The following is an 18,602-nucleotide window of genomic DNA, read 5'->3' on the forward strand; positions in this document are numbered from 1 at the left end:
GGGTGCGGTCAGGCGAGCTTCCGCTTGATCAGGCCGGCGATGACGTCCTGGAGCGCCTCGACCGAGGCGCCGCCGATCGCCATGACCTTGGCGTCGCGCCAGAACCGCTCGACGCCGGTGTCGACGACCGTGCCGACGCCGCCGAACAGCTGGATGGCCTCGCGGCCGACGTACTCGGAGACCTCGGCGCCCTTGACCTTGAGCAGACGGCCCGTCGCGAGGCACAGCTCGCCGCGGTCCCGCTCGGCGTAGGTCGAGTACACGAGAGCGCGCAACGACTCGATCTCGCCCCACATGCGCGCGAGCTTGTGCCGCGTGACCTGGAACCGGTCGAACAGCGCGAGTCCCTGCTGCTCACGCTCGAGGCTGTAGGCGAGCGCCATCTGGTAGGCGCCCTCGGCGATCCCGAGGCTGACCGGGCCGCAGCTGAGGAACTCGGCGGTCGCGCTGACGAACATCGCCTGCAGGCACCCGCCGAGCGGGCCGAGGAGGTTCTCCTTCGGGATGCGGCAGCCGGTGAACGACAGCGAACCGGTCGCCGAGCCGTGCCAGCCGAGCTTGTGCTCGGGCTTGCCGATCCCCAGGCCGGGCGTGCCGGCGGGGACGAGGAACGCGCTCAGACCGGCCTTCGTCACGGGGTCGACGTGGTCGGCCGTGACCGCGATGACGACGTAGAGGTCCGCGACGCCGATGTTGCAGATGAGCACCTTGCCGCCGTCGAGCACCCACTCGTCGCCGTCGAGCACGGCCCGCGTCTGGAACTCGACCTGGTTGTCGCCGCCGACGGCCTCGGTCGAGCCGCACGCCATGATGATCTCGCCGGCCGCCGCGGGCACGAGGTACTGCTTCTTCTGCTCGACGGTGCCGAGCATCTCGAGCAGGCCGCCCGCGAGGAGGCTGTGCGCACCCATCGCGACCGTCAGGACCGGCAGGGCCTTGGCGATCTCCTCGTAGACCAGCGCGTGCGTCGTCTGGTCGCCGCCGAGCCCGCCGAACTCCTCGGGTACGGACACCCCGAGCAGCCCGAGCTCACCCGCCCGCTTGAACAGCGCGAGCGGGAACTCGTTGCTCGCGTCGATCTCCATCGCCTGCGGCGCGACCTCGGTCGCGACGAACTCCCGGACGGTGCGCAGGATCGCTTCGCGCTCCTCATTCAGGTACCACATCGTCGTGCTCCTTCACTTGATCGATCTCTGCTGATGACGCGCGACACCGGGGTCTGCCCGGAGCGGCGCTAGCCCTGCCGGTAGCTGACGCCGAACGTGCCGCGCGGGTAGGTCCACCGGACGATCCCGCCGGTCCGGCACACGACCCGGCAGGTGCCGCACTCGAGGCACCCGGCGTGGTCGAAGGTCAGCTCGCCGTCGGGGCCGAGCGTGTAGAGCTGTGCGGGGCAGACCGCGACGCACGGCTTGTCGACGCACGTCGCGCAGATCCGGGCGTCGACGACGATGTGCGGCTCGTCCTCGTCGACCTCGAACTGGTCGCGCCCGAGCAGCTCCGGGACGCTCAGGGGCTGGGCGCTCATATCGACCTCACTCCGACGAGGCCGTCGCGCAGGACGGCGCGCAACGGCACGTGGTGGGCGCGCATCGCCGCGCGGACCTGCGTGCGGATCGGCCGTGGGGCGCGGGCGTCGACGGTGAACAGCGACTGGGCGACGTCGAGCACGAGGCCTGGGTAGGTCCGGTAGAGGCGCTCGATGCCCATGAGGTCCGCGTAGCCGTCGGCCGCGTGCATCGTCGCGGGCAGGCCGGACCGGTCGAGGGCCGTGCGGTACGCGATCTCCAGGTCGCCGCCCGCGACGATCGCCTCGGCGGCCGCGACGCCCGACACGAGCGCGAGGTCCATCCCGCGCACGGTGTACCCGAGGTTGAGGACGAACCCCGCAGCCTCCCCCGTGACCAGGAACCCGTCGCGCGCGAGCCGTTTCGGCACGCCGCGCCAGCCGTCCTCGCGCACGAGGTGCGCCGCGTACTCGAGCGTCGTGCCGCCCGCGACGAGCGGTCGCACGGCGGGGTGGGCCTTGAGGGCCTGCAGCATCCCGTGGGTCGTGGTGCCGCTCGCGGTCACCTGCTCGGGAGAGACGACGATGCCCAGCGAGACGCTGTCAGCGTTCGTGTAGAGGAACGCTCCGCCGTGGACCCCCGCGGTGCAGCCGAGCATGAGGGTCGCCGCACCCTCACCGGGACCGACGCCGAACCGTGCCTCGATCGTCGCGGCGTCGAGCGCGATGACCTCCTTGACCCCGACGCCGACCGCGTGCGCCGACAGCTCGCCGACCAGCCCGGCCTCACGCGCCAGGAACGAGTTGACCCCGTCCGCGGCCACCACGACCCCGGCGCGCATCTCCTCGCCGCCCGCCATGATCCCGACGACCCGACCGTCCTCGACGAGCAGAGAGTCGACCCGGATGCCGGTCGCGAGCATGACCCCGGCGGCCTCGGCCCGGTCGGCGAACCACGCGTCGAACCGCGAGCGCAGGACCGTGACCGACGTCGGCAGGTCGTCGACCGCTGCGGGCGGACCCGCGAGCGAGACGGTCATCGAGCGGTCGTCGTCCATCATCACGATCTGCTCGCGCACGACCGACCGCTCGAACGGCGCCTCGCGGGTCAGCCCCGCCTCAACCGCCTCGAGCGCGTACGTGTACAGGCGCCCGCCGCTGACGTTCTTCGAGCCGACGGTCGTCCCGCGCTCGACCAGCACGACCGACCGGCCCGCGAGCGCGAGCCGGTAGGCGCACGCGATCCCGGCCAGTCCCGCGCCGACGACGATGACGTCGACGGCCTCCGTGTCCTCGCCCATGTCCCGGCCCTCAGCGCCGCGCGCGGACGGCCGCGGCGAGCAGTGGCACGATCTCGTGCGCGTCGCCCACGACCGCGTAGTCGCACACTGCGAACAGGGGCGCCGTCGGGCTCGTGTTGATGCCGACGACGACCTTCGCGTCCCTGAACCCGACTGTGTGCTGGACCTGCCCGGAGACACCGAGCCCGACGTAGAGGTCGGGGTGCACGTGGGCACCCGAGATCCCGATGTACCGCTCGGTCGGCAGCAGCCCGCGGTCCTCTGCGACGGGGCGCGTGCAGGCCACCTCGGCGTCGAGCGCCTCGGCCAGGTCGCCGGCGAGCTCGAGGTCGCCGGGCTCGGCGAGCCCCATGCCGATGCACACGACGCGGGCGGCGCTCGCGAGGTCGACCCCCGCGCGCACTCGAGCGGTCCGCGACAGGACCCGGACGCGCTCGTCGACGTCGACCGCGACCACCTCGACGGGACTCGCGCTGCCCGAGGCTGAGGCTGCGACCGCGCGTCCCGCCGCGACCGTCACGACGGCCGTCCCGGTCCACGTCTCGGTCTGCACGGCACCGCCCGCGTACATGACGCGCTCGGCCTGCCATGCGCCGTCGGGCAGGGCCGTGATGACGCTCGCCTCGCTGACCAGCGCGCAGTCGAGGAGTGCCGCGACCCGTGCCGCGACCTCCCAGCCGCTGACGGTCGCACCGACGAGCAGCAGGTCGGCGCCGCGGTCGCGCACGAGACCGGCGAGCGCAGCGACGTACGCCTCGGGCCGTGCGGCGCCCGTCGTCCCGCGGGCCTCGAGCACGACGACCGACGTAGCGCCCGTCGCGCTGAGCGTGCCGGCCGCGTCGGCACCGAGGCACACGGCGTGCACCTCGTCCGCGAGCGCCGCGGCGCTCGTCACGAGCTCGGCGGCGAGCCGCGGGTCCTCGGAGAAGACGTAGATCCCGGTCATCAGAGCACCCCGTCCTGGGCCAGGCCCGCGACGAGCGCGTCGACCTTGTCCTGTGCGTCGCCGTCGGCCAGCACCACGCGGCGGCGCGCGGCGACGTACCCGAGGAACGACGTGACGGTCGTCCGGGCCGTCACGGCAGCCACCGGCAGCCCGAGGTCGGCGACGGGCACCTGCTCGCTGGGCTTCTTGGCCGCGCCGAGCACCGACCGGAGCCCGGGGATCGGTGCCGGGGCGACCTCGGGGACCACCGTCACGAGCGCGGGCAGGTCGCACTCGACGGTCTCGAGGTCGACGCCGACGACGCGCACCGCCCGCAGCGTGCGGCCCTCGACCGTGAGCTCACGGACGTTGGTCACGACCGGCCAGCCGAGCAGCTCGCCGAGGCGCGGTCCGGTCTCGTGGGCGTAGGTGTCGGACGCGCCCTCGGTGCACAGGACCAGGTCGACGTCGTCGAGCCGACGGACCTGCGCCGCGAGGACCTGCGCGGTGACGTGGCCGTCCGCCCGGGTGCCCTCGTCGGCAACCACGTGCACAGCGCGGTCGACGCCCCGGGACAGCGCGTCCTTCAGACCCGTCCGGGCGTCTGGGCCGCCGAACGTCAGGCCGACGAGCTCACCGCCCATCGACCCGGCGACGATGCGCGCGGACTCGATCGTGTTGCGGTCGTAGTCGGAGATCTTGCGTCGCGCGCGGCTCGCGTCGACGGCACGCGTCACGGGGTCCACCCGCAGCTCGCCCTCGGCGGCGACCCACTTGAAGCACACGACTGTCCTGGCCAAGGCCGGATCCTCACCACGAGCGCGTCCCGGCGACGCGTTCGTCGCGGTACCGGGCTGACCCTCCTACCCTCGCGGCCGGGCACCGCCCGGAACCGCGCCGGTGCGGTAGGAACGGGACCGGTCGTGGTCAGTTCGGGACACGGCCCGGCGCGGACCCGCCGCAGTACCGCTCAGCCGCGACGCGACGCACGGAAGGAGCCTGGCGTCGTGCCCGTCGCCCGCGTGAAGAACTTGCAGAAGTTCGCCGCGTCGTCGAAGCCGAGCCGTCGGCCGACGACGCTCACCGACAGGTCGGTGTAGGCGAGCAGGCGCCGGGCCTCGAGGGCGAGCCGCGCGTCGATGACACGCTTCGGGGTGAGGCCGCTCGCCTCGACGCTCGCGCGGGCCACGGTCTTCGACGAGTACCCGAGGACGGCCGCGTACTCCTCGGCGGTGTGCAGCGTGCTGAAGGAGCGCTCGACGAGGTCGAAGAACGCCTGGGCGACGGGGTGTGGCTCGACGGGCTTCCCGGCGTGCAGAGCGGGGGCCTGGCCGAGCCGCAGGAGGAAGGCGAGCAGCAGGTGCCGCAGCATCGTGTCGCCCTGCGCGAGGTGCGGGCCGGTGGGGCCGAACACGTACCGCTCGTACTCGCCCTCGAGGACCGCGAGGTGCGCGCGGACATCACCCAGGTCGTCGGCGCCGAGGTTCCACGACGTCGGACCCACGCGCATCGAGGAGTCCGCACCGAGGAACTCGTCGGTGAAGCACACGGCCGTCCCCTCGACCGCGGGCGGACGCTCGTGGACCTGCCCCGGACGGATCCACAGGAGCGAGCCCGGCTCGTGGTGGTGCATCTCGAGGTCGACCATCTGGTCGGCCGCACCACCCGAGCACAGCAGGATCACGTGGAACTCGGTGCGTACCAGGTCGAACGCGCGGTTCCGGTCCATGCAGCCGCCGGTCGGGCGCAGCGGCGCGAGGCACACCCCGAGCTCGGACCGGGTCGGGTGGACCGCGCCGAGCCGGCCGATCGTGGGCTGCACTGCCATGCCCGAGACGCTAGGGGCGTCACGGGGGGTCGGGTCGGGACCATCGGCCCGCCACCGACGACCCAGCGGTCACGACGCCCGGCGCAGCGGCACGACCATCGGGGTGCCGGTCTCCGGGTCGGCGATGACGCGGCAGCCGAGCCCGAAGATCTCCTCGACGCCCTCCGCGGTCACGACGTCGGCGGGGGCTCCCTGCGCGACGACCCGGCCGTCCTTCATCGCGATCAGGTGGGTCGCGTACCTCGCGGCCTGATTGAGGTCGTGGAGCACCGCGACGAGCGTGCGACCGTCCTCGTGCAGGCGCGCGCACAGGTCCATGACCTCGACCTGGTGGGCGATGTCGAGGAACGTCGTGGGCTCGTCGAGCAGCAGCAGGTCGGTCTCCTGCGCGAGGGCCATCGCGAGCCACACGCGCTGGCGCTGCCCGCCGGAGAGCTCGCTCACGAGCCGGCCGCGCAGGTCGGTGACCTCGGTCGCGGCGAGCGCGGAGGCGACGGCGACCTCGTCCGCGGGCGACCACTGCCGCAGCAGCCCCTGGTGCGGGTAGCGGCCGCGCGCGACGAGGTCGCCCACCGTGATCGCGTCGGGCGCGAGGGGGGCCTGCGGGAGCAGCGCGAGACGACGGGCGACGTCCCGGGTGCGCAGCCGCGAGAGCGGGACGCCGTCGAGCAGCACGCGCCCGGAGCGCGGAGGGAGCGTGCGGGCGAACGCGCGCAGCAGGGTGGACTTGCCGCAGCCGTTGGGGCCGATGACGACCGCGAACGAGCCGCGCGGGATGGTGACGCTCAGGTCCTGCACGACGACCGCGTGGTCGTACGCGAGCGTCAGCGCATCGGCACGGAGCGCGTCGGCGGCCGGCGCTCCGGCAACCAGCGATTCGGTCGGGGTCGTCACAGCGAGCTCCTCTTCCATTCACGGACCAGCAGGGCGGCGAGGTAGACCCCGCCGAGGCCGGCCGTGACGACCCCGACCGGGTACTGCACGCCGAACGGCAGCCGCTGGGCGATCAGGTCGGCGACCACGAGGGCCGCCGCGCCGGCGCAGGCGGCCGCGACCATGCCCGGACCGGTCGACCGGGTCAGGCGGCGGGCGACCTGCGGCGCCGCGAGCGCGACGAAGGCGACCGGGCCGCACACCGCGACGGCCGCGGCTGTCAGCAGCACCCCGACCCCGACGGCCAGGAGCCGGGTCCGGCCCGGGGAGACGCCGAGCGACGTCGCGGAGTCGTCGCCCAGCTCGAGGGCCTGCAACGGGCGGGTCAGCGTGAGCGCCGCGGGGACGAGCAGCACGAGCGCCGCCGCGATGACCGCCACGTCGCTCCAGCGGCGGGACGCGAGCGAGCCGTTGAGCCATGCGGCCATGACCTGGGCGTCCTCGCGCGTCGCGCGCACGAGCGCGAGCTGCACGAACGCGAGCGCCATCGCACCGACGGCGATGCCGGTGACGACCATCCGGTACGGCGACGCGAACCCGCGCCCAGATCCGACGAACACCGCGACCACGGCCAGGAGCGCCCCGAGAACGGCCCCGACGGGAGCCGGCACCACACCCGGCCAGACGAGCGACGCGGCTGCCGCGCCCGCGGCCGCGCCCGCCCCGAGCCCGATGACGTCCGGGCTGCCGAGCGGGTTGCGCGTGACGCTCTGGAAGATCGACCCCGCGACGCCGAACGCCGCGCCCGCACCGAGCCCGACGAGCAGCCGCGGCATCCGGTTGGTGCGCAGCACCCACTGCTGGGCCCGGCTCCCGTCGCCCGCGAGGACGGCGGGCAGGTCGGCGAGCGGGATGCCGAGCTCACCGACCGTGAGCGTGACGAGCATCGCGACGAGCGCGACGACGACCGTCGCGGCGCACACGAGGACGGCCCGGCGGTGCCACCGCAGCGTCACGCCCGCGCCGAGGCGCACGACCGGTGCGCTCACAGGCCCGACCCCCCGCGGCGGACCGCCGCGACGAGGAACGGCGCGCCGACGAACGCCGTGACCGCCCCCACGAGGAGCTCACCGGGCCGGGCGACGACTCGGCCGAGGATGTCGGCGCCGAGCAGCAGGACGGGGCCGAGAAGCGCGCAGTACGGCAGCAGCCACCGGTGGTCGGCGCCCGTGAAGGAGCGGACCACGTGCGGGACGGCGAGCCCGACAAAGGCGATCGGTCCGGCGGCGGCGACCGCGGCCGCCGCGAGCACCGTGGCGGCGAGGGCGCCGACGGCCCTCGTCCGACCGGCGCGCAGACCGAGCGACGTCGCAGTCTCGTCCCCGAGCGCGAGCGCGTTGAACGGACGCGCGAGCAGCAGCGCGGCGACGAGGCCGGCCGCGACGAACGGGAGCGCCTGTCCGGGGGTCCCGGGCGAGCGGCCCGCGAGCGACCCGATGACCCAGTACCGGTAGCTGTCGAAGACCTCGGGACGCGTGAGCGAGATCGCGGCGACGACCGCCACGAGGACCGCCGAGATCGCCGATCCGGCCAGCACGAGCCGCACCGGGGTCGGTCCGCGCCTGCCTGTGCCGATCGCGTAGACGGCGACGGCCGCGAGCAGCGCACCGGGGATCGCCGCCCACACCGACCGGCCGATCCCCGCCCCCGCGAGCGCCGTGACGACGACGACCGACGCCGACGCGCCCGCGTTGACCCCGAGCAGTCCGGGGTCGCCGAGCGGGTTGCGGGTGATGGCCTGGATGACCACTCCCGAGACGGCGAGCGCGGCGCCGACGAGGAGCCCGAGCTGCGTGCGCGGGATGCGCGAGCCGACGACGGTCGCGGCGTACGACCCGTCAGGGGACCGCAGCGCGTGCCAGACGTCCCCGAGGGGGACCGGCTTCGAGCCGACGGCCACGCTGAGGCCGACCATGAGCACGAGCAGCCCGGCCGCCGCAACCAGACCGGCCGTGAGCGCCCGCGACCGCGAGCGCGGCCCCCGCACCCCCGACGGGTGCTGGGGCCGCGCTCGCAGGTCGAGAGCGGTCACCGTGGGGCTCAGGCCGCGGGGACCTGGGCGATCGCCGCGGCGATCTGCGGCACGTAGGCGTCGAGCGCCCACGGGATGCTCAGCGGCGACGCGACCGAGACGGCCATGCCGAGCTGCCGGTCGATCATCGGCACGTACGAGCCGCGCTGGACCGCGGGGATCTGCGCCCACAGCGGCTGGGCCTCGGTCGCCTGCTGCTCGGCCTCGTCGTTGAACCACGTGAACAGCACGTCGACGTCCGCGAGCCGGTCGGCGTTCTCGAGCCCGAGGGGCGACGTCCCGATGGATCCCGTGGCGGGCGCGAGGTCGGCGACGGACGGCGCGAGCATGAGCCCGAGGTCCGTCAGGAGCGCCACGCGCGAGTCGCCCTCGAGGTAGACGTCGAGCGAGCCGGGGGTGCCGCCCCATACGTACGCGAAGGTCTTCCCGGCGAGCTCGGGGTGGGCGTCACGGGCTGCCGCGAGGGCCGCGTCGGTGTCGTCGATGAGGCCCTGGGCCTTGTCGGGGACGCCGAGCGCCTTCGCCGCGATGCGCACCTGGTCTTCGGGCGAGGTCTGCCAGGCGACGCCCGGGTGGGCGACGACCGGTGCGAACTCGGAGAGCTTGTCGAACGTCGCCTGGTCGATGCCGGACTGTGGCGCGATGATGACGTCGGGCTCGAGGGCGATGATCGCCTCGATGTCGATCTCGGGGTACATCGTGATGGTCGCGGGAAGCGCCGCGCCCTGCGCCTCGACCGTGTCGCGGAACCACGGCTCGAAGCCGTCGGCGTCGCCGCCCCACGTGTCCGCCTCGATGCCGACGGGCACGACGCCGAGCGCCAGCACGATGTCGGCGGCACCCCAGCCGAGCGCGACGACGCGCTCGGGTGCGGCGGGGATGACCGCGTCGCCGAGCGCCGAGCTCACCGTGACGGGGAACGCGGCAGCCGACGACGCGGGCGACACGGTCGTTGCCGGTGTCGCGGCGTCCGACGACGCGCCCGCGCCGCACGCGGCGAGCGTGGAGGCCACGAGCCCGGCGCCGACGGCGGCGGTGACCCGGCGGGTGCGCGCGGTGGGGTGTGCCGTGCTGAGGTGCACAAGGGCTCCGATCCGAGGAGGTTAGTGAGGCAAGGCTAACCTAATGGATCGAGGCCGAACGCCTCGTCGACCGCGGGATGGATCACAGCACGGCGTCAGCAAACGGCCGCCCCGCAGACGCCGGGGGACGGCGCCACACCCTCAGCGCAGCGGGTGCCCGGTCAGCCGCTCGAACGCCTCGAGGTAGCGGGACCGGGTCCGCTCGACCACGTCGTCGGGCAGCGGGGGCGGCGGGGTGACACCCGAGCGGTCCCACCCGGACGCCGGCGAGGTGAGCCAGTCGCGCACGTACTGCTTGTCGAAGCTCGGCTGGGCGCGGCCGGGCGTCCAGTCGCCGGCGGGCCAGAACCGCGACGAGTCGGGGGTCAGCACCTCGTCGCCCAGCACCGTCGCACCCGTCGCCGGGTCGACGCCGAACTCGAGCTTGGTGTCCGCGAGGATCACGCCCCGCTCACGCGCGATCCCCTCGGCCCGCGCGTACACCGCGAGCGTCAGGTCACGCAGCCGCGCCGCGTCGTCCACGCCGATCTGCCCGGCGACGACGTCGAAGCTGACGTTCTCGTCGTGGTCGCCGAGGGCCGCCTTGGTCGCGGGCGTGAAGATCGGCTCGGGCAGCCGCGAGCCGTCAACCAGCCCCGCGGGCAGCGGGATGCCGGTGACCTCGCCCTTCGCGACGTACTCGACGAGCCCGGAACCGGTCAGGTACCCGCGCGCGACGCACTCGACCGGGAACATCTCGAGCCGGCGGCAGACCATCGCGCGGCCCACGACCGCCGCCGGGACCGCGTCGTCGGAGCCGGCCACGACGTGGTTCGGGACGAGGTCCGCGAGCTGGTCGAACCACCACCGGCTGAGCTGCGTGAGCACGACGCCCTTGTCAGGGATCAGGGTCGGCAGCACGTGGTCGTACGCGCTGATCCGGTCGCTCGCGACGACCAGCAGGACGTCTCCGAACCTCGCCAGCACCGACGCACCCACCGGGTGGGCGGGATCCGGGACGTAGAGGTCCCGGACCTTGCCGGAGTACGTGGGGGTCCAACCGGGTAGCTCGATCGACGCGGTCACGAGGCCCATCCTGCCGTACCTGCGCTCCGCGCACGGGTGGCCCTCGGGGTGCGGACGCCCGGGACCTAGGGCCCACGGGCGGCGGGGGTGCGGGACTACCTTCGCCCAGATGCCCCTGCCCGGAGATCAGCCCCCCGTCACCACCCCCCAGCGCGTCGTCGTCGTGGGTGGCGGCGTCAGCGGGCTGGCCGCCGCCTACCACCTCGGCTGCGCCGGCCGACCGGGCCTCGAGGTCGTCCTCGTCGAGCGCGACGACCGGCTCGGCGGCAAGGTGCGGACGCAGGCGATCGGCGGGCACCTCGTCGACACCGGACCCGACGCCCTCATGGTCCGGGCACCGGCGATGCGTGCGCTGCTCGAGGACCTGGACCTGGCCGACGCCACCGTCGCGCCCGGTGCGGGCGGCTCGTTCGTGTGGTCGCGCGGTCGGCTGCGGACCCTCCCGCCGAGCACCATGTTCGGCATCCCGCAGCGGCTGCTGCCCCTGCTGCTGTCGGGCCTGCTCTCTCCCCTGGGCATCGCCCGCGCGGGCCTCGACCTGGTCCTCCCGCGCCGCACTGTGCCCGACGACGAGGACCTCTCGATCGGTGCCCTCGTGCGTCCCCGGTTCGGCTCGCAGGTCTTCGACCGGCTCATCGACCCGCTGCTCGGCGGCATCCACGCCGGTCGCGCGGACCTGCTCAGTGCGCGGAGCACCGTCCCGGAGGTCGACGCGCTGGCCCGTCGGAGCCGCAGCATCTACCTCGCGCTGCGCCGTCAGCCGCGGCGGGAGGTCCCTCAGGGCCCCGCTCTCGTGTCCCTCGACGGCGGCCTGACCCGGCTCGTCGAGTCCCTGACCGGCGCGATCGAGGCGATCGACGGGTGCCGGGTGCGGCTCGGCACCGAGGTCGAGTCGCTGCGGCGCGACGGCGACCGCTACCTCCTGACCCTCTCCGACGGGAGCGAGCTCGCCGCGGACGCGGTCGTCCTGACGACGCCCGCCTTCGTCACCGCTCCCCTGCTCGCCGACCTCGCGCCCGATGCCGCCGCGGCCGCCGCCGAGGTGCCCTACGTCGATGCCGCCTGCGTCACGCTGCTCTATCCGCGCGAGGCACTGACCCGCGAGCTGAACGGCACCGGGTTCCTCGTCCCGGCCGACGAGGACCTGCTGCTCGTCGGCTGCAGCTGGCTCGCGGCCAAGTGGCCGCACCTCGCCGACCCCTCGACCGTCCTGCTGCGCGCGATGGTCGGCCGGTACGGCGACCGCCGGTTCATGGACATGGACGACGACGAGCTCGTGGCACGCGTCCACGCCGACCTCGTCCGGACCATGGGGATGAGCGCCGACCCCGTCGAGGTCCGGGTCCAGCGCTGGCCCCGGGCCATGCCGCAGTACACCGTCGGCCACCGTGGCCGGCTGGACCGGATCGCGCGCGCACTCGGCGAGGTCCCCGGCGTGCACGTCATCGGCGCCGCCAGCACCGGCGTCGGGGTGGCCACGTGCGTCGGGGTGGCACGACGCACCGCCGACGAGGTGCTGGCCGGGCTCGTGAGCGCCGGCGACCCCACGAGAGGACTCGCATGACCATCCCGACGACCGATCGCCCGCACGGCCACGGCCACGGCGGTGGCGGCCACCCCGGCGTGCCCATGTCGAAGGTGGACTTCGCCCAGCGCCCGATGCTCGTCTTCTGGGAGACGACACGGGCGTGCGGTGTCGCGTGCCGGCACTGCCGTGCGTCCGCGCTGACGAAGCCGCTCCCGGGCGAGCTCGACCTCACCGAGGGACGCGACCTCATCGACCAGGTCGCCGGGTTCGGTCGCCCGTACCCGATCCTGGTGCTCACGGGCGGCGACTGCCTGCTGCGCCCCGACCTGTTCGAGCTCGTCGAGCACGCCAAGAACCTCGGGATCCCCGTGGCGCTCTCCCCCTCGGTGACCCCCTCGCTCACCCCGGAGATGATCGAGCGCATCGCGACCAGCGGCGTCCGGGCCGTCTCCATCAGCCTCGACGGCGCGACCGCACCGACCCACGAGGGTGTCCGCGCGATCGAGCACCACTTCGACGACACCGTCGCGGCCATCCGGGCGCTCGTCGCCGCGGGGCTCGACGTCCAGATCAACACGACCGTCATGCGCGAGAACCTCGAGGAGCTCGCCGACATCGCGGCGCTCGTGCGGAGCACCGGCGCCCACGTCTGGGAGGTCTTCTTCCTCGTCCACGTCGGCCGTGGCGTCGCGACGAACGCGATCACCCCCGCCGAGCACGAGGACGTGTGCCACTTCCTGTTCGACGCGTCCGCCTACGAGTTCATCGTCCGGACCGTCGAGGCGCCGTTCTTCCGTCGCGTCGTCGCCGCTCGGCGAGCCGGTGACGACGCCCCCACGTCCGCCACGTACCGCGCGCTCACCGCGCGCCTGAGCGACCAGCTCGGCGCACCGACCCGCAAGCCGAGCGCGCACACGGCCGCGACGCGGGACGGCAAGGGCATCCTGTTCGTCGCGTACGACGGCGAGGTCTACCCGGCCGGGTTCCTGCCGCTCGGGCTCGGGAACCTGCGCGAGCGTCCCCTGAGCGAGATCTATCGCGACAACGACGTGCTCCGCGAGATCCGCGGGACCTCGTTCGAGGGACGGTGCGGGCGGTGCGAGTACGCCGACCTGTGCGGCGGGTCTCGCGCGCGGGCCTTCGCGGTCGACGGCAACCCGCTCGGCGAGGACCCGGCGTGCATCTACGAGCCGGTCGGGGACCTCACGGAGGCATCCGTCCCGAGCTGACTGGGACGTGGCCGGCGGCCCGGGTGACGGTCGTCCGACGCAGGACGTCGTCGCGACCGTAGATCTTGAGCTGGGCCACAGGGGTCGCTCTTCTCGTCGGCCCGGCGGGGTCCGCAGCAGGCGGGATGACGCGGACGGTCAGTCGCGAGCGAGGTCGAGGTACGCCTCGAGCTTGGTCTCGTCGCGGCCGAGCTCTTTCACGTCGAAGCCGAGGCTCGTGGATGCCGCGGACGCGGTCAACGAGTAGGAGTGGTCGTCCGCCGTGACGGACACCATGTCGAGGTTGGAGACCAAGCCGAGCATGAGTGTCGCGTTGGCGCTGAAGTCGACGTCGTCGAACGGCTTGTCGAGATGATCGAAGGCCACGGTCATGGCGTACGGCGCCTGTTTCGTCTGGAGCGCGAGGCTGTACGTGCCCGCGGGCCCGAATCCTGCCTGGTCCGCCAACTCGGCCACACGCGAGCTGTCACCGACGAAGTCGGTGCGGGCCGACCAGAGGGACTGCACCCTGTTCGGCGGATCTGACTTCTCGGCGCCCGACGGGGCACACCCGCCCAGCGTCACTGCGATGAGGAGCGCACCCACGGCCACCTGAGCTCTCAGCACACGACCCCTCCTCGGCGCCACACGTGCGCACAGGGTATCCACGACCTTCCGCACCCAGACCCCGAAATGAATGACCGGGCCGCTCGCGATCTACGGGCACGTCACGTGAGCTTGCGCTTGAGGATCTTCCCGGTCGCAGTCGTCGGCAGCGACTCGACGATCTCGACCATCCGCGGGTACTTGTACGAGGCCATCTGCTCCTTGCCCCACGCGATCAGCTCGTCGGGGGTGAGCGAGGCGCCCTTCTCGAGGATGACGTAGGCCTTGACCTCCTGGCCGTTCCTCTCGTCCGGCACCCCGATCACCGCGGCCAGCGAGACCGCCGGGTGGGTGAGCAGGACCTCCTCGATCTCGCGGGGGTACACGTTGTAGCCGCCGCGGATGATCATGTCCTTCGACCGGTCGAGGATGTAGTACCAGCCGTCCTCGTCGCGCCGCGCGAGGTCGCCTGTCCGGAACCACCCGTCCTGGATGGCCTCCGCGGTCGCATCAGGACGGTTGTAGTAGCCCTTCATGACGTTGTGGCCCTTGATCGCGATCTCCCCGACCGCGTCGGGTGAGTCCTCGATCTCCGACCAGCCGACCGGGTCGATCAGCTTCATCTCCACGCCGGGGATCGGGACCCCGATGGAGCCGACCCGGGCCGGTTCGCCCGGCTTGCTGAAGCTCGCGACCGGCGACGTCTCGGACAGGCCGTACCCCTCGAGGATCGTGACGCCGAACCTCTTCTCGATGTTCTTGTGCACCTCCACCGGCAGCGCGGCGCCGCCCGACACGGCGACCCGGAGGGACTTGGCGATCGAGGAGACGTCGACGCCCTCCTCCAGAGCATCGAGCAGGGCCCAGTACATCGTCGGCACGCCGGCGAAGAACGTCACTCCTGCCTTCATCATCAGGTCCAACGCCGGGACGGCACCGAAGCGCGGCAGCATGACGACGGTACCGCCGAAGGCGCAGGCGCTGTTCTGGATCACGGTCTGCCCGAAGGAGTGGAACAGCGGGAGCACGCACAGGTAGGTGTCCGGGGCGTTGACGTCAACATCGAACAGTGCCCCGCAGGCCAGTGCGTTGTCGCGCATGTTGCGGTGCCGCAGCTCAGCGCCCTTGGGCTGCCCGGTCGTTCCGGACGTGTAGAGGATCACCGCGGTGTCGTCCTCGTCGGTGGCCACCGTCTCGAAGGTCGCGGGCTGTGAGGCCATGGCCGACCCCAGCGTCTCGGTGCCGTCGATCGGGGACGCGGCGGCGGGGTCTGCGGTGATCACGAAGAAGTGCTCGCACGACTCGACCTGGCCGAACCCGGCGTACCCCTCCGCCCCGATCGGCAGCTCGGGCGTGCCCTGGAAGCAGAAGTAGGCCTTCGCCTCCGAGTCGCTCAGGTGGTAGGCCACCTCGCGACCCCTCAGCAGCACGTTGAGCGGCACCACTGTCGCCCCGGCCTTCAGGATCCCGAAGTAGACGATGGTGAAGTACGGGAGGTTCGGGCAGCTCAGCGCGACCTTGTCTCCTGGCGCGATCCCCCGGGCCACCAGCAGGTTGGCGACCTGGTTGGCGGCGCCGTCGAGCCGGGCGTAGGTCAGGCGCGTGTCCCCCACGACGATCGCGTCACGTTCGGGGAATCGGTCGGCACTGTCCTCGAGCAGGGACGCCAGGTTGTACAACATGGGGCGACACCTCCATCATCGGGGCTGGTATGCCCAACGTACTCACGGGGCATCAGGGCCGCGATCAGCGGCCCTTGGCGAGACGTCAGCGGCGGGGTCGCTCCACGGCCGCGCTGTGGGTCTCCTCGAGACCGTCTGACGGCGGAGCCGACGAGATCGGCGAGGGGCCGTCATCTCAGCTCCAAGAACCCGGCTCGCTGGCAGGCGTCGACCATCCGCCTGATGTCGTCGTAGCTCTGGGGCCCCACGGGGACGAAGCGAGCGATCATGCCGCGCGCGAGGGCTCGTCGGGTCCCGGGGTCCCGGTGCATCGAGACGAGTGCGTCTTGGATCCGCGAGCGCAGGACCGAGTCGATCCGCCTGCTGACGGCGACCGGTTGGATGGTCGACGGCCCGAGGGTCTCCACGACGCGAAGCCGTGCCGCCAGCTCGGGGTGGTGGCGCAGCTCGACCCCGAGCACCTGCGAGTCGATCGCCGATGCGTCGACTTCACCCTCGGCGACGAGTCGGATCGCGGTCTCGTGGAAGCCCGCCTCGACGATCTCGCCGAAGAAGCCGCCCGTCAGCCCTCTCTCGACCATCGTGTACCGCGTGATCCCGTAGCCGGACTGCGACAGCCGCTCGTTGTACGCCCAGGAACGGCCCCTCAGGTCGGCGAACGCCCGGAACGGGCTGTCACTTCGGACGATCACATCCGAGTAGTAGATCGGCTGGCCGCGGTAGCGGGCACCGGCGAGCACCGGCGCTGCCACGGGAACCGCCAGGTCGATGCCCTCACGCTCGAACATGACGTAGGGCAGGCTGCACACGAAGCAGACGTCGTTGACGTCCGCACGGCAGGACTCGTAGTCCGTCTCGACGACAAGCTCGGTGGTACACCCCAGAACCGTGCCGACCCGATCCGTGATGGCCCGGTAGACGTCCAGCATGTCGGGGGCGAGATACGTCGCGAAGCGCAGGTCAGCCATGAGCGCGGTTCTCGCACGTCATGTGACAACGGTACCGACTCACCCGTGTGAGGCGCCCGCGGTCAGCCCCGCCCTCCGACTCGCCTCAGCCCCTCGCGGCTACGAGTGCGACGGACTGCGCTAGCCCGGACGCCACGCCCCTTCTCCGTGGCCGGGTCCAGCGCAGGGCTCCAGTTGTTCTCGTCCGAGGCATAGGCTCGGCGCGTGGGCGAGGTCGGCGCGTATCTCAGCACGATCGATGGGGCGGATCGCGACGCGCTCCAGCGCGTCATCGCCATCGCCCGCGACGTCGTGCCCGAAGCCCAGGAGGGCACCAGCTACGCCATGCCGGCGCTCCTCTACCGCGACAAGGGCCTTCTTGCGACGGTCCGCACGAAGAAGTTCCTGTCGCTCTACCCCTACAGCGGTGCGGTCATCGCTTCCGTCCTCGACTCGCTGAGCGACTTCGACACCACCAGCGGGAGCATCCACTACTCGGCAGACCACCCGCTGCCCGACGCCATCGTGCGGCGCATCGTCGAAGCGCGACGAGCTGAGATCGACGCGAAAGCACGGGTGCGACGGCCTACCGCCCAGTAGCGTCCTCGGGGAGAGGATCGTGCAGCGCCGAGGAAGGCCGTGTCCTGTGCATTCGACCGCGAAGAAGTGCGTTCAGTGGGCCGTCGCTCTGTTCGTCTCGGGTGTGATCCTGTCGGTCTACGGGACCGATCTGTACATGGCTCTCGCCCGTGTTGCCGGCGCGAACGCCGAGACCGGGCTCGGCGCGGTCACCATCCTGCTGAACCTCGTGCGATCCACGGCCTTCCCGCTGGGCGCCGTCCTGATCGGGACTGCGATCGTCGTCCAGACGCTGGCTCCCCACGACGAGCCTCTCGCCCACGAGCCCAGCGACCGGGATCAGGTGGCACCTGGCGCGTGACGTGCCGCAGATGATCGGACCGACCGGGACTGACGGCAGCTCTCGGCTCATTTCTCCGCGGTGAGCGGCAGCGAGCGGACGCTGCGGAACCGCCGGGGCTGCCCGTCGACGGGGTCGGTGAACGCGATCTCGGCCGCGAGGAGCTGGAGGGGTCGGCGGAAGTCGTCGACCGGGACGTCCCGCACGACGGGGTACAGCGGGTCGTCGACGATGGGGATGCCGAGCCCCAGCAGGTGCAGGCGCAGCTGGTGCGTCCGGCCCGTGCGGGGTGTCAGTCGGTAGACCCCGCCGCCGTCGACCTGACGCTCCAGCTCGACGAGCGTCTCGGCGTTGACGAGCGCCCCGGGCACGACCTCGGCGCACCAGGTGCCGGGCACCTTGCGGATGTGGTTGCGGACGACGGCGGGCAGCTCCAGGTCGGCGCGCACCGGCGCGAGCGCCCGGTAGGTCTTCTCGACCGAGCGCCGCTCGAACGCCGTCTGGTAGGGGCCCCTCCACCGGCTCTCGGTGGCCAGCATCAGCAGGCCGGACGTGACCCGGTCGAGGCGGTGCAGCGGCGACAGCTCCGGCAGGTCGAGCTCCGCGCGCAGCCGGACGACGACGCTCTGCATGACATGCCCGCCGCGCGGGATCGTCGAGAGGAACGCCGGCTTGTCGACGACGACGAGGCGCTCGTCCCGGTGCACGACGTGGATCCGACCCGGCACCTCCGGCTCGTCGCGCAGGTCGCGATGGAACCACACGAACCGGTGCGGCCCGTAGGGGTCCGCCTCGCGCACGGCCCGGCCGGCCTCGTCGACGAAGCGCTCCTGCGCCAGCATCCCCGGCACATCGACGTGCTCCGGCAGGCGGTGCCGCAGCCACGCACCCATCGTCGGCCACGAGGTCGGGTTCCCGCGATCACGGTCGGGGGTGCGGAGCCAGGCGGCGGCGAGGCCGTGGCGTGCCGGGAGCGGTGAGCGGGGAGGCACCGGTCGATGGTACGAGGCGAGCCCGAGGTGTCCTGAACTCTTGTGCC

At 72.7% G+C, this 18,602-nt stretch carries 19 protein-coding genes; 4 read left to right on the forward strand and 15 right to left on the reverse strand.

The window, feature by feature from the left end; genetic code table 11:
• Nucleotides 1-8 precede the first annotated feature (8 nt).
• The 11 genes from DDP54_RS06580 to DDP54_RS06630 all read right to left on the reverse strand — a co-directional run bounded on the left by DDP54_RS06580 (nucleotide 9) and on the right by DDP54_RS06630 (nucleotide 10,682).
• On the reverse strand, nucleotides 9-1,166 hold the full coding sequence (locus DDP54_RS06580; RefSeq protein WP_109131075.1) for an acyl-CoA dehydrogenase family protein: 1,158 nt from the start codon (nucleotides 1,164-1,166) through the stop codon (nucleotides 9-11).
• Between the two features lie 68 nt (nucleotides 1,167-1,234).
• A complete protein-coding gene (locus DDP54_RS06585) occupies nucleotides 1,235-1,528 on the reverse strand; it encodes a ferredoxin family protein (protein WP_109131076.1) in 294 nt (97 codons plus the stop codon).
• A complete protein-coding gene (locus tag DDP54_RS18565) occupies nucleotides 1,525-2,808 on the reverse strand; it encodes an FAD-dependent oxidoreductase (protein WP_109131077.1) in 1,284 nt (427 codons plus the stop codon). Before DDP54_RS18565 ends, DDP54_RS06585 begins: the two co-directional genes overlap by 4 nt.
• Nucleotides 2,809-2,818: 10 nt before the next feature.
• Complete coding sequence (locus DDP54_RS06595) at nucleotides 2,819-3,754, reverse strand: electron transfer flavoprotein subunit alpha/FixB family protein (RefSeq protein ID WP_109131078.1); 936 nt, start codon at nucleotides 3,752-3,754, stop codon at nucleotides 2,819-2,821.
• A complete protein-coding gene (locus tag DDP54_RS06600; RefSeq protein ID WP_109131079.1) occupies nucleotides 3,754-4,533 on the reverse strand; it encodes an electron transfer flavoprotein subunit beta/FixA family protein in 780 nt (259 codons plus the stop codon). The genes DDP54_RS06595 and DDP54_RS06600 overlap by 1 nt, the downstream gene beginning before the upstream one ends.
• Nucleotides 4,534-4,703: 170 nt before the next feature.
• Complete coding sequence (locus DDP54_RS06605; RefSeq protein ID WP_109131080.1) at nucleotides 4,704-5,561, reverse strand: AraC family transcriptional regulator; 858 nt, start codon at nucleotides 5,559-5,561, stop codon at nucleotides 4,704-4,706.
• Nucleotides 5,562-5,630: 69 nt separating this feature from the next.
• Complete coding sequence (locus DDP54_RS06610) at nucleotides 5,631-6,473, reverse strand: ABC transporter ATP-binding protein (protein WP_109131081.1); 843 nt, start codon at nucleotides 6,471-6,473, stop codon at nucleotides 5,631-5,633.
• Nucleotides 6,452-7,483 (reverse strand): iron chelate uptake ABC transporter family permease subunit, encoded by a 1,032-nt coding sequence (locus DDP54_RS06615; RefSeq protein WP_242448259.1) that lies wholly within the window; start codon nucleotides 7,481-7,483, stop codon nucleotides 6,452-6,454. Before DDP54_RS06615 ends, DDP54_RS06610 begins: the two co-directional genes overlap by 22 nt.
• Nucleotides 7,480-8,526, reverse strand: coding sequence for an iron ABC transporter permease (locus DDP54_RS06620; protein WP_242448260.1), 1,047 nt, complete (start codon nucleotides 8,524-8,526; stop codon nucleotides 7,480-7,482). The genes DDP54_RS06615 and DDP54_RS06620 overlap by 4 nt, the downstream gene beginning before the upstream one ends.
• Before the next feature lie 8 nt (nucleotides 8,527-8,534).
• Nucleotides 8,535-9,608: an iron-siderophore ABC transporter substrate-binding protein gene (locus tag DDP54_RS06625; RefSeq protein ID WP_109131082.1), complete on the reverse strand. Its 1,074-nt coding sequence runs from the start codon at nucleotides 9,606-9,608 to the stop codon at nucleotides 8,535-8,537.
• Between the two features lie 141 nt (nucleotides 9,609-9,749).
• A complete protein-coding gene (locus DDP54_RS06630; RefSeq protein WP_109131083.1) occupies nucleotides 9,750-10,682 on the reverse strand; it encodes a phosphoribosylaminoimidazolesuccinocarboxamide synthase in 933 nt (310 codons plus the stop codon).
• 100 nt (nucleotides 10,683-10,782) lie between these two features.
• On the opposite strand from DDP54_RS06630, the gene hemG reads away from it, so the two are divergent.
• The gene (hemG, locus tag DDP54_RS06635) at nucleotides 10,783-12,237 is read left to right on the forward strand and encodes a protoporphyrinogen oxidase (protein ID WP_109131084.1); all 1,455 of its coding nucleotides are present in this window, start codon (nucleotides 10,783-10,785) and stop codon (nucleotides 12,235-12,237) included.
• Nucleotides 12,234-13,430, forward strand: a complete 1,197-nt coding sequence (locus DDP54_RS06640) for a TIGR04053 family radical SAM/SPASM domain-containing protein (protein ID WP_242448261.1) — start codon at nucleotides 12,234-12,236, stop codon at nucleotides 13,428-13,430. The genes hemG and DDP54_RS06640 overlap by 4 nt, the downstream gene beginning before the upstream one ends.
• A gap of 138 nt (nucleotides 13,431-13,568) precedes the next feature.
• Here the strand turns inward: DDP54_RS06640 and DDP54_RS06645 are convergent, their stop codons facing one another.
• The 3 genes from DDP54_RS06645 to DDP54_RS06655 form a co-directional block, all read right to left on the reverse strand.
• Nucleotides 13,569-14,036, reverse strand: a complete 468-nt coding sequence (locus DDP54_RS06645) for a DUF4825 domain-containing protein (RefSeq protein ID WP_158274470.1) — start codon at nucleotides 14,034-14,036, stop codon at nucleotides 13,569-13,571.
• A 101-nt stretch (nucleotides 14,037-14,137) separates the two neighbouring features.
• Nucleotides 14,138-15,697 carry a long-chain fatty acid--CoA ligase gene (locus DDP54_RS06650; RefSeq protein WP_109131086.1) on the reverse strand — a complete coding sequence of 520 codons (1,560 nt, stop codon included), beginning with the start codon at nucleotides 15,695-15,697 and terminating at the stop codon, nucleotides 14,138-14,140.
• 170 nt (nucleotides 15,698-15,867) lie between these two features.
• Nucleotides 15,868-16,665, reverse strand: a complete 798-nt coding sequence (locus DDP54_RS06655) for a PhnD/SsuA/transferrin family substrate-binding protein (RefSeq protein ID WP_109131087.1) — start codon at nucleotides 16,663-16,665, stop codon at nucleotides 15,868-15,870.
• A 204-nt stretch (nucleotides 16,666-16,869) separates the two neighbouring features.
• Between DDP54_RS06655 and DDP54_RS06660 the strand changes: the two genes are divergently transcribed.
• A complete protein-coding gene (locus DDP54_RS06660) occupies nucleotides 16,870-17,244 on the forward strand; it encodes a DUF1801 domain-containing protein (RefSeq protein ID WP_109131088.1) in 375 nt (124 codons plus the stop codon).
• A 46-nt stretch (nucleotides 17,245-17,290) separates the two neighbouring features.
• The gene (locus DDP54_RS06665; protein WP_109131089.1) at nucleotides 17,291-17,584 is read left to right on the forward strand and encodes a hypothetical protein; all 294 of its coding nucleotides are present in this window, start codon (nucleotides 17,291-17,293) and stop codon (nucleotides 17,582-17,584) included.
• Between the two features lie 47 nt (nucleotides 17,585-17,631).
• On the opposite strand, the gene DDP54_RS06670 is transcribed toward DDP54_RS06665, so the two are convergent.
• Nucleotides 17,632-18,555 (reverse strand): pseudouridine synthase, encoded by a 924-nt coding sequence (locus tag DDP54_RS06670; RefSeq protein WP_109131090.1) that lies wholly within the window; start codon nucleotides 18,553-18,555, stop codon nucleotides 17,632-17,634.
• Nucleotides 18,556-18,602 lie beyond the last annotated feature (47 nt).

This window comes from Cellulomonas sp. WB94 (genome assembly GCF_003115775.1).
Classification (GTDB): domain Bacteria; phylum Actinomycetota; class Actinomycetes; order Actinomycetales; family Cellulomonadaceae; genus Cellulomonas_A.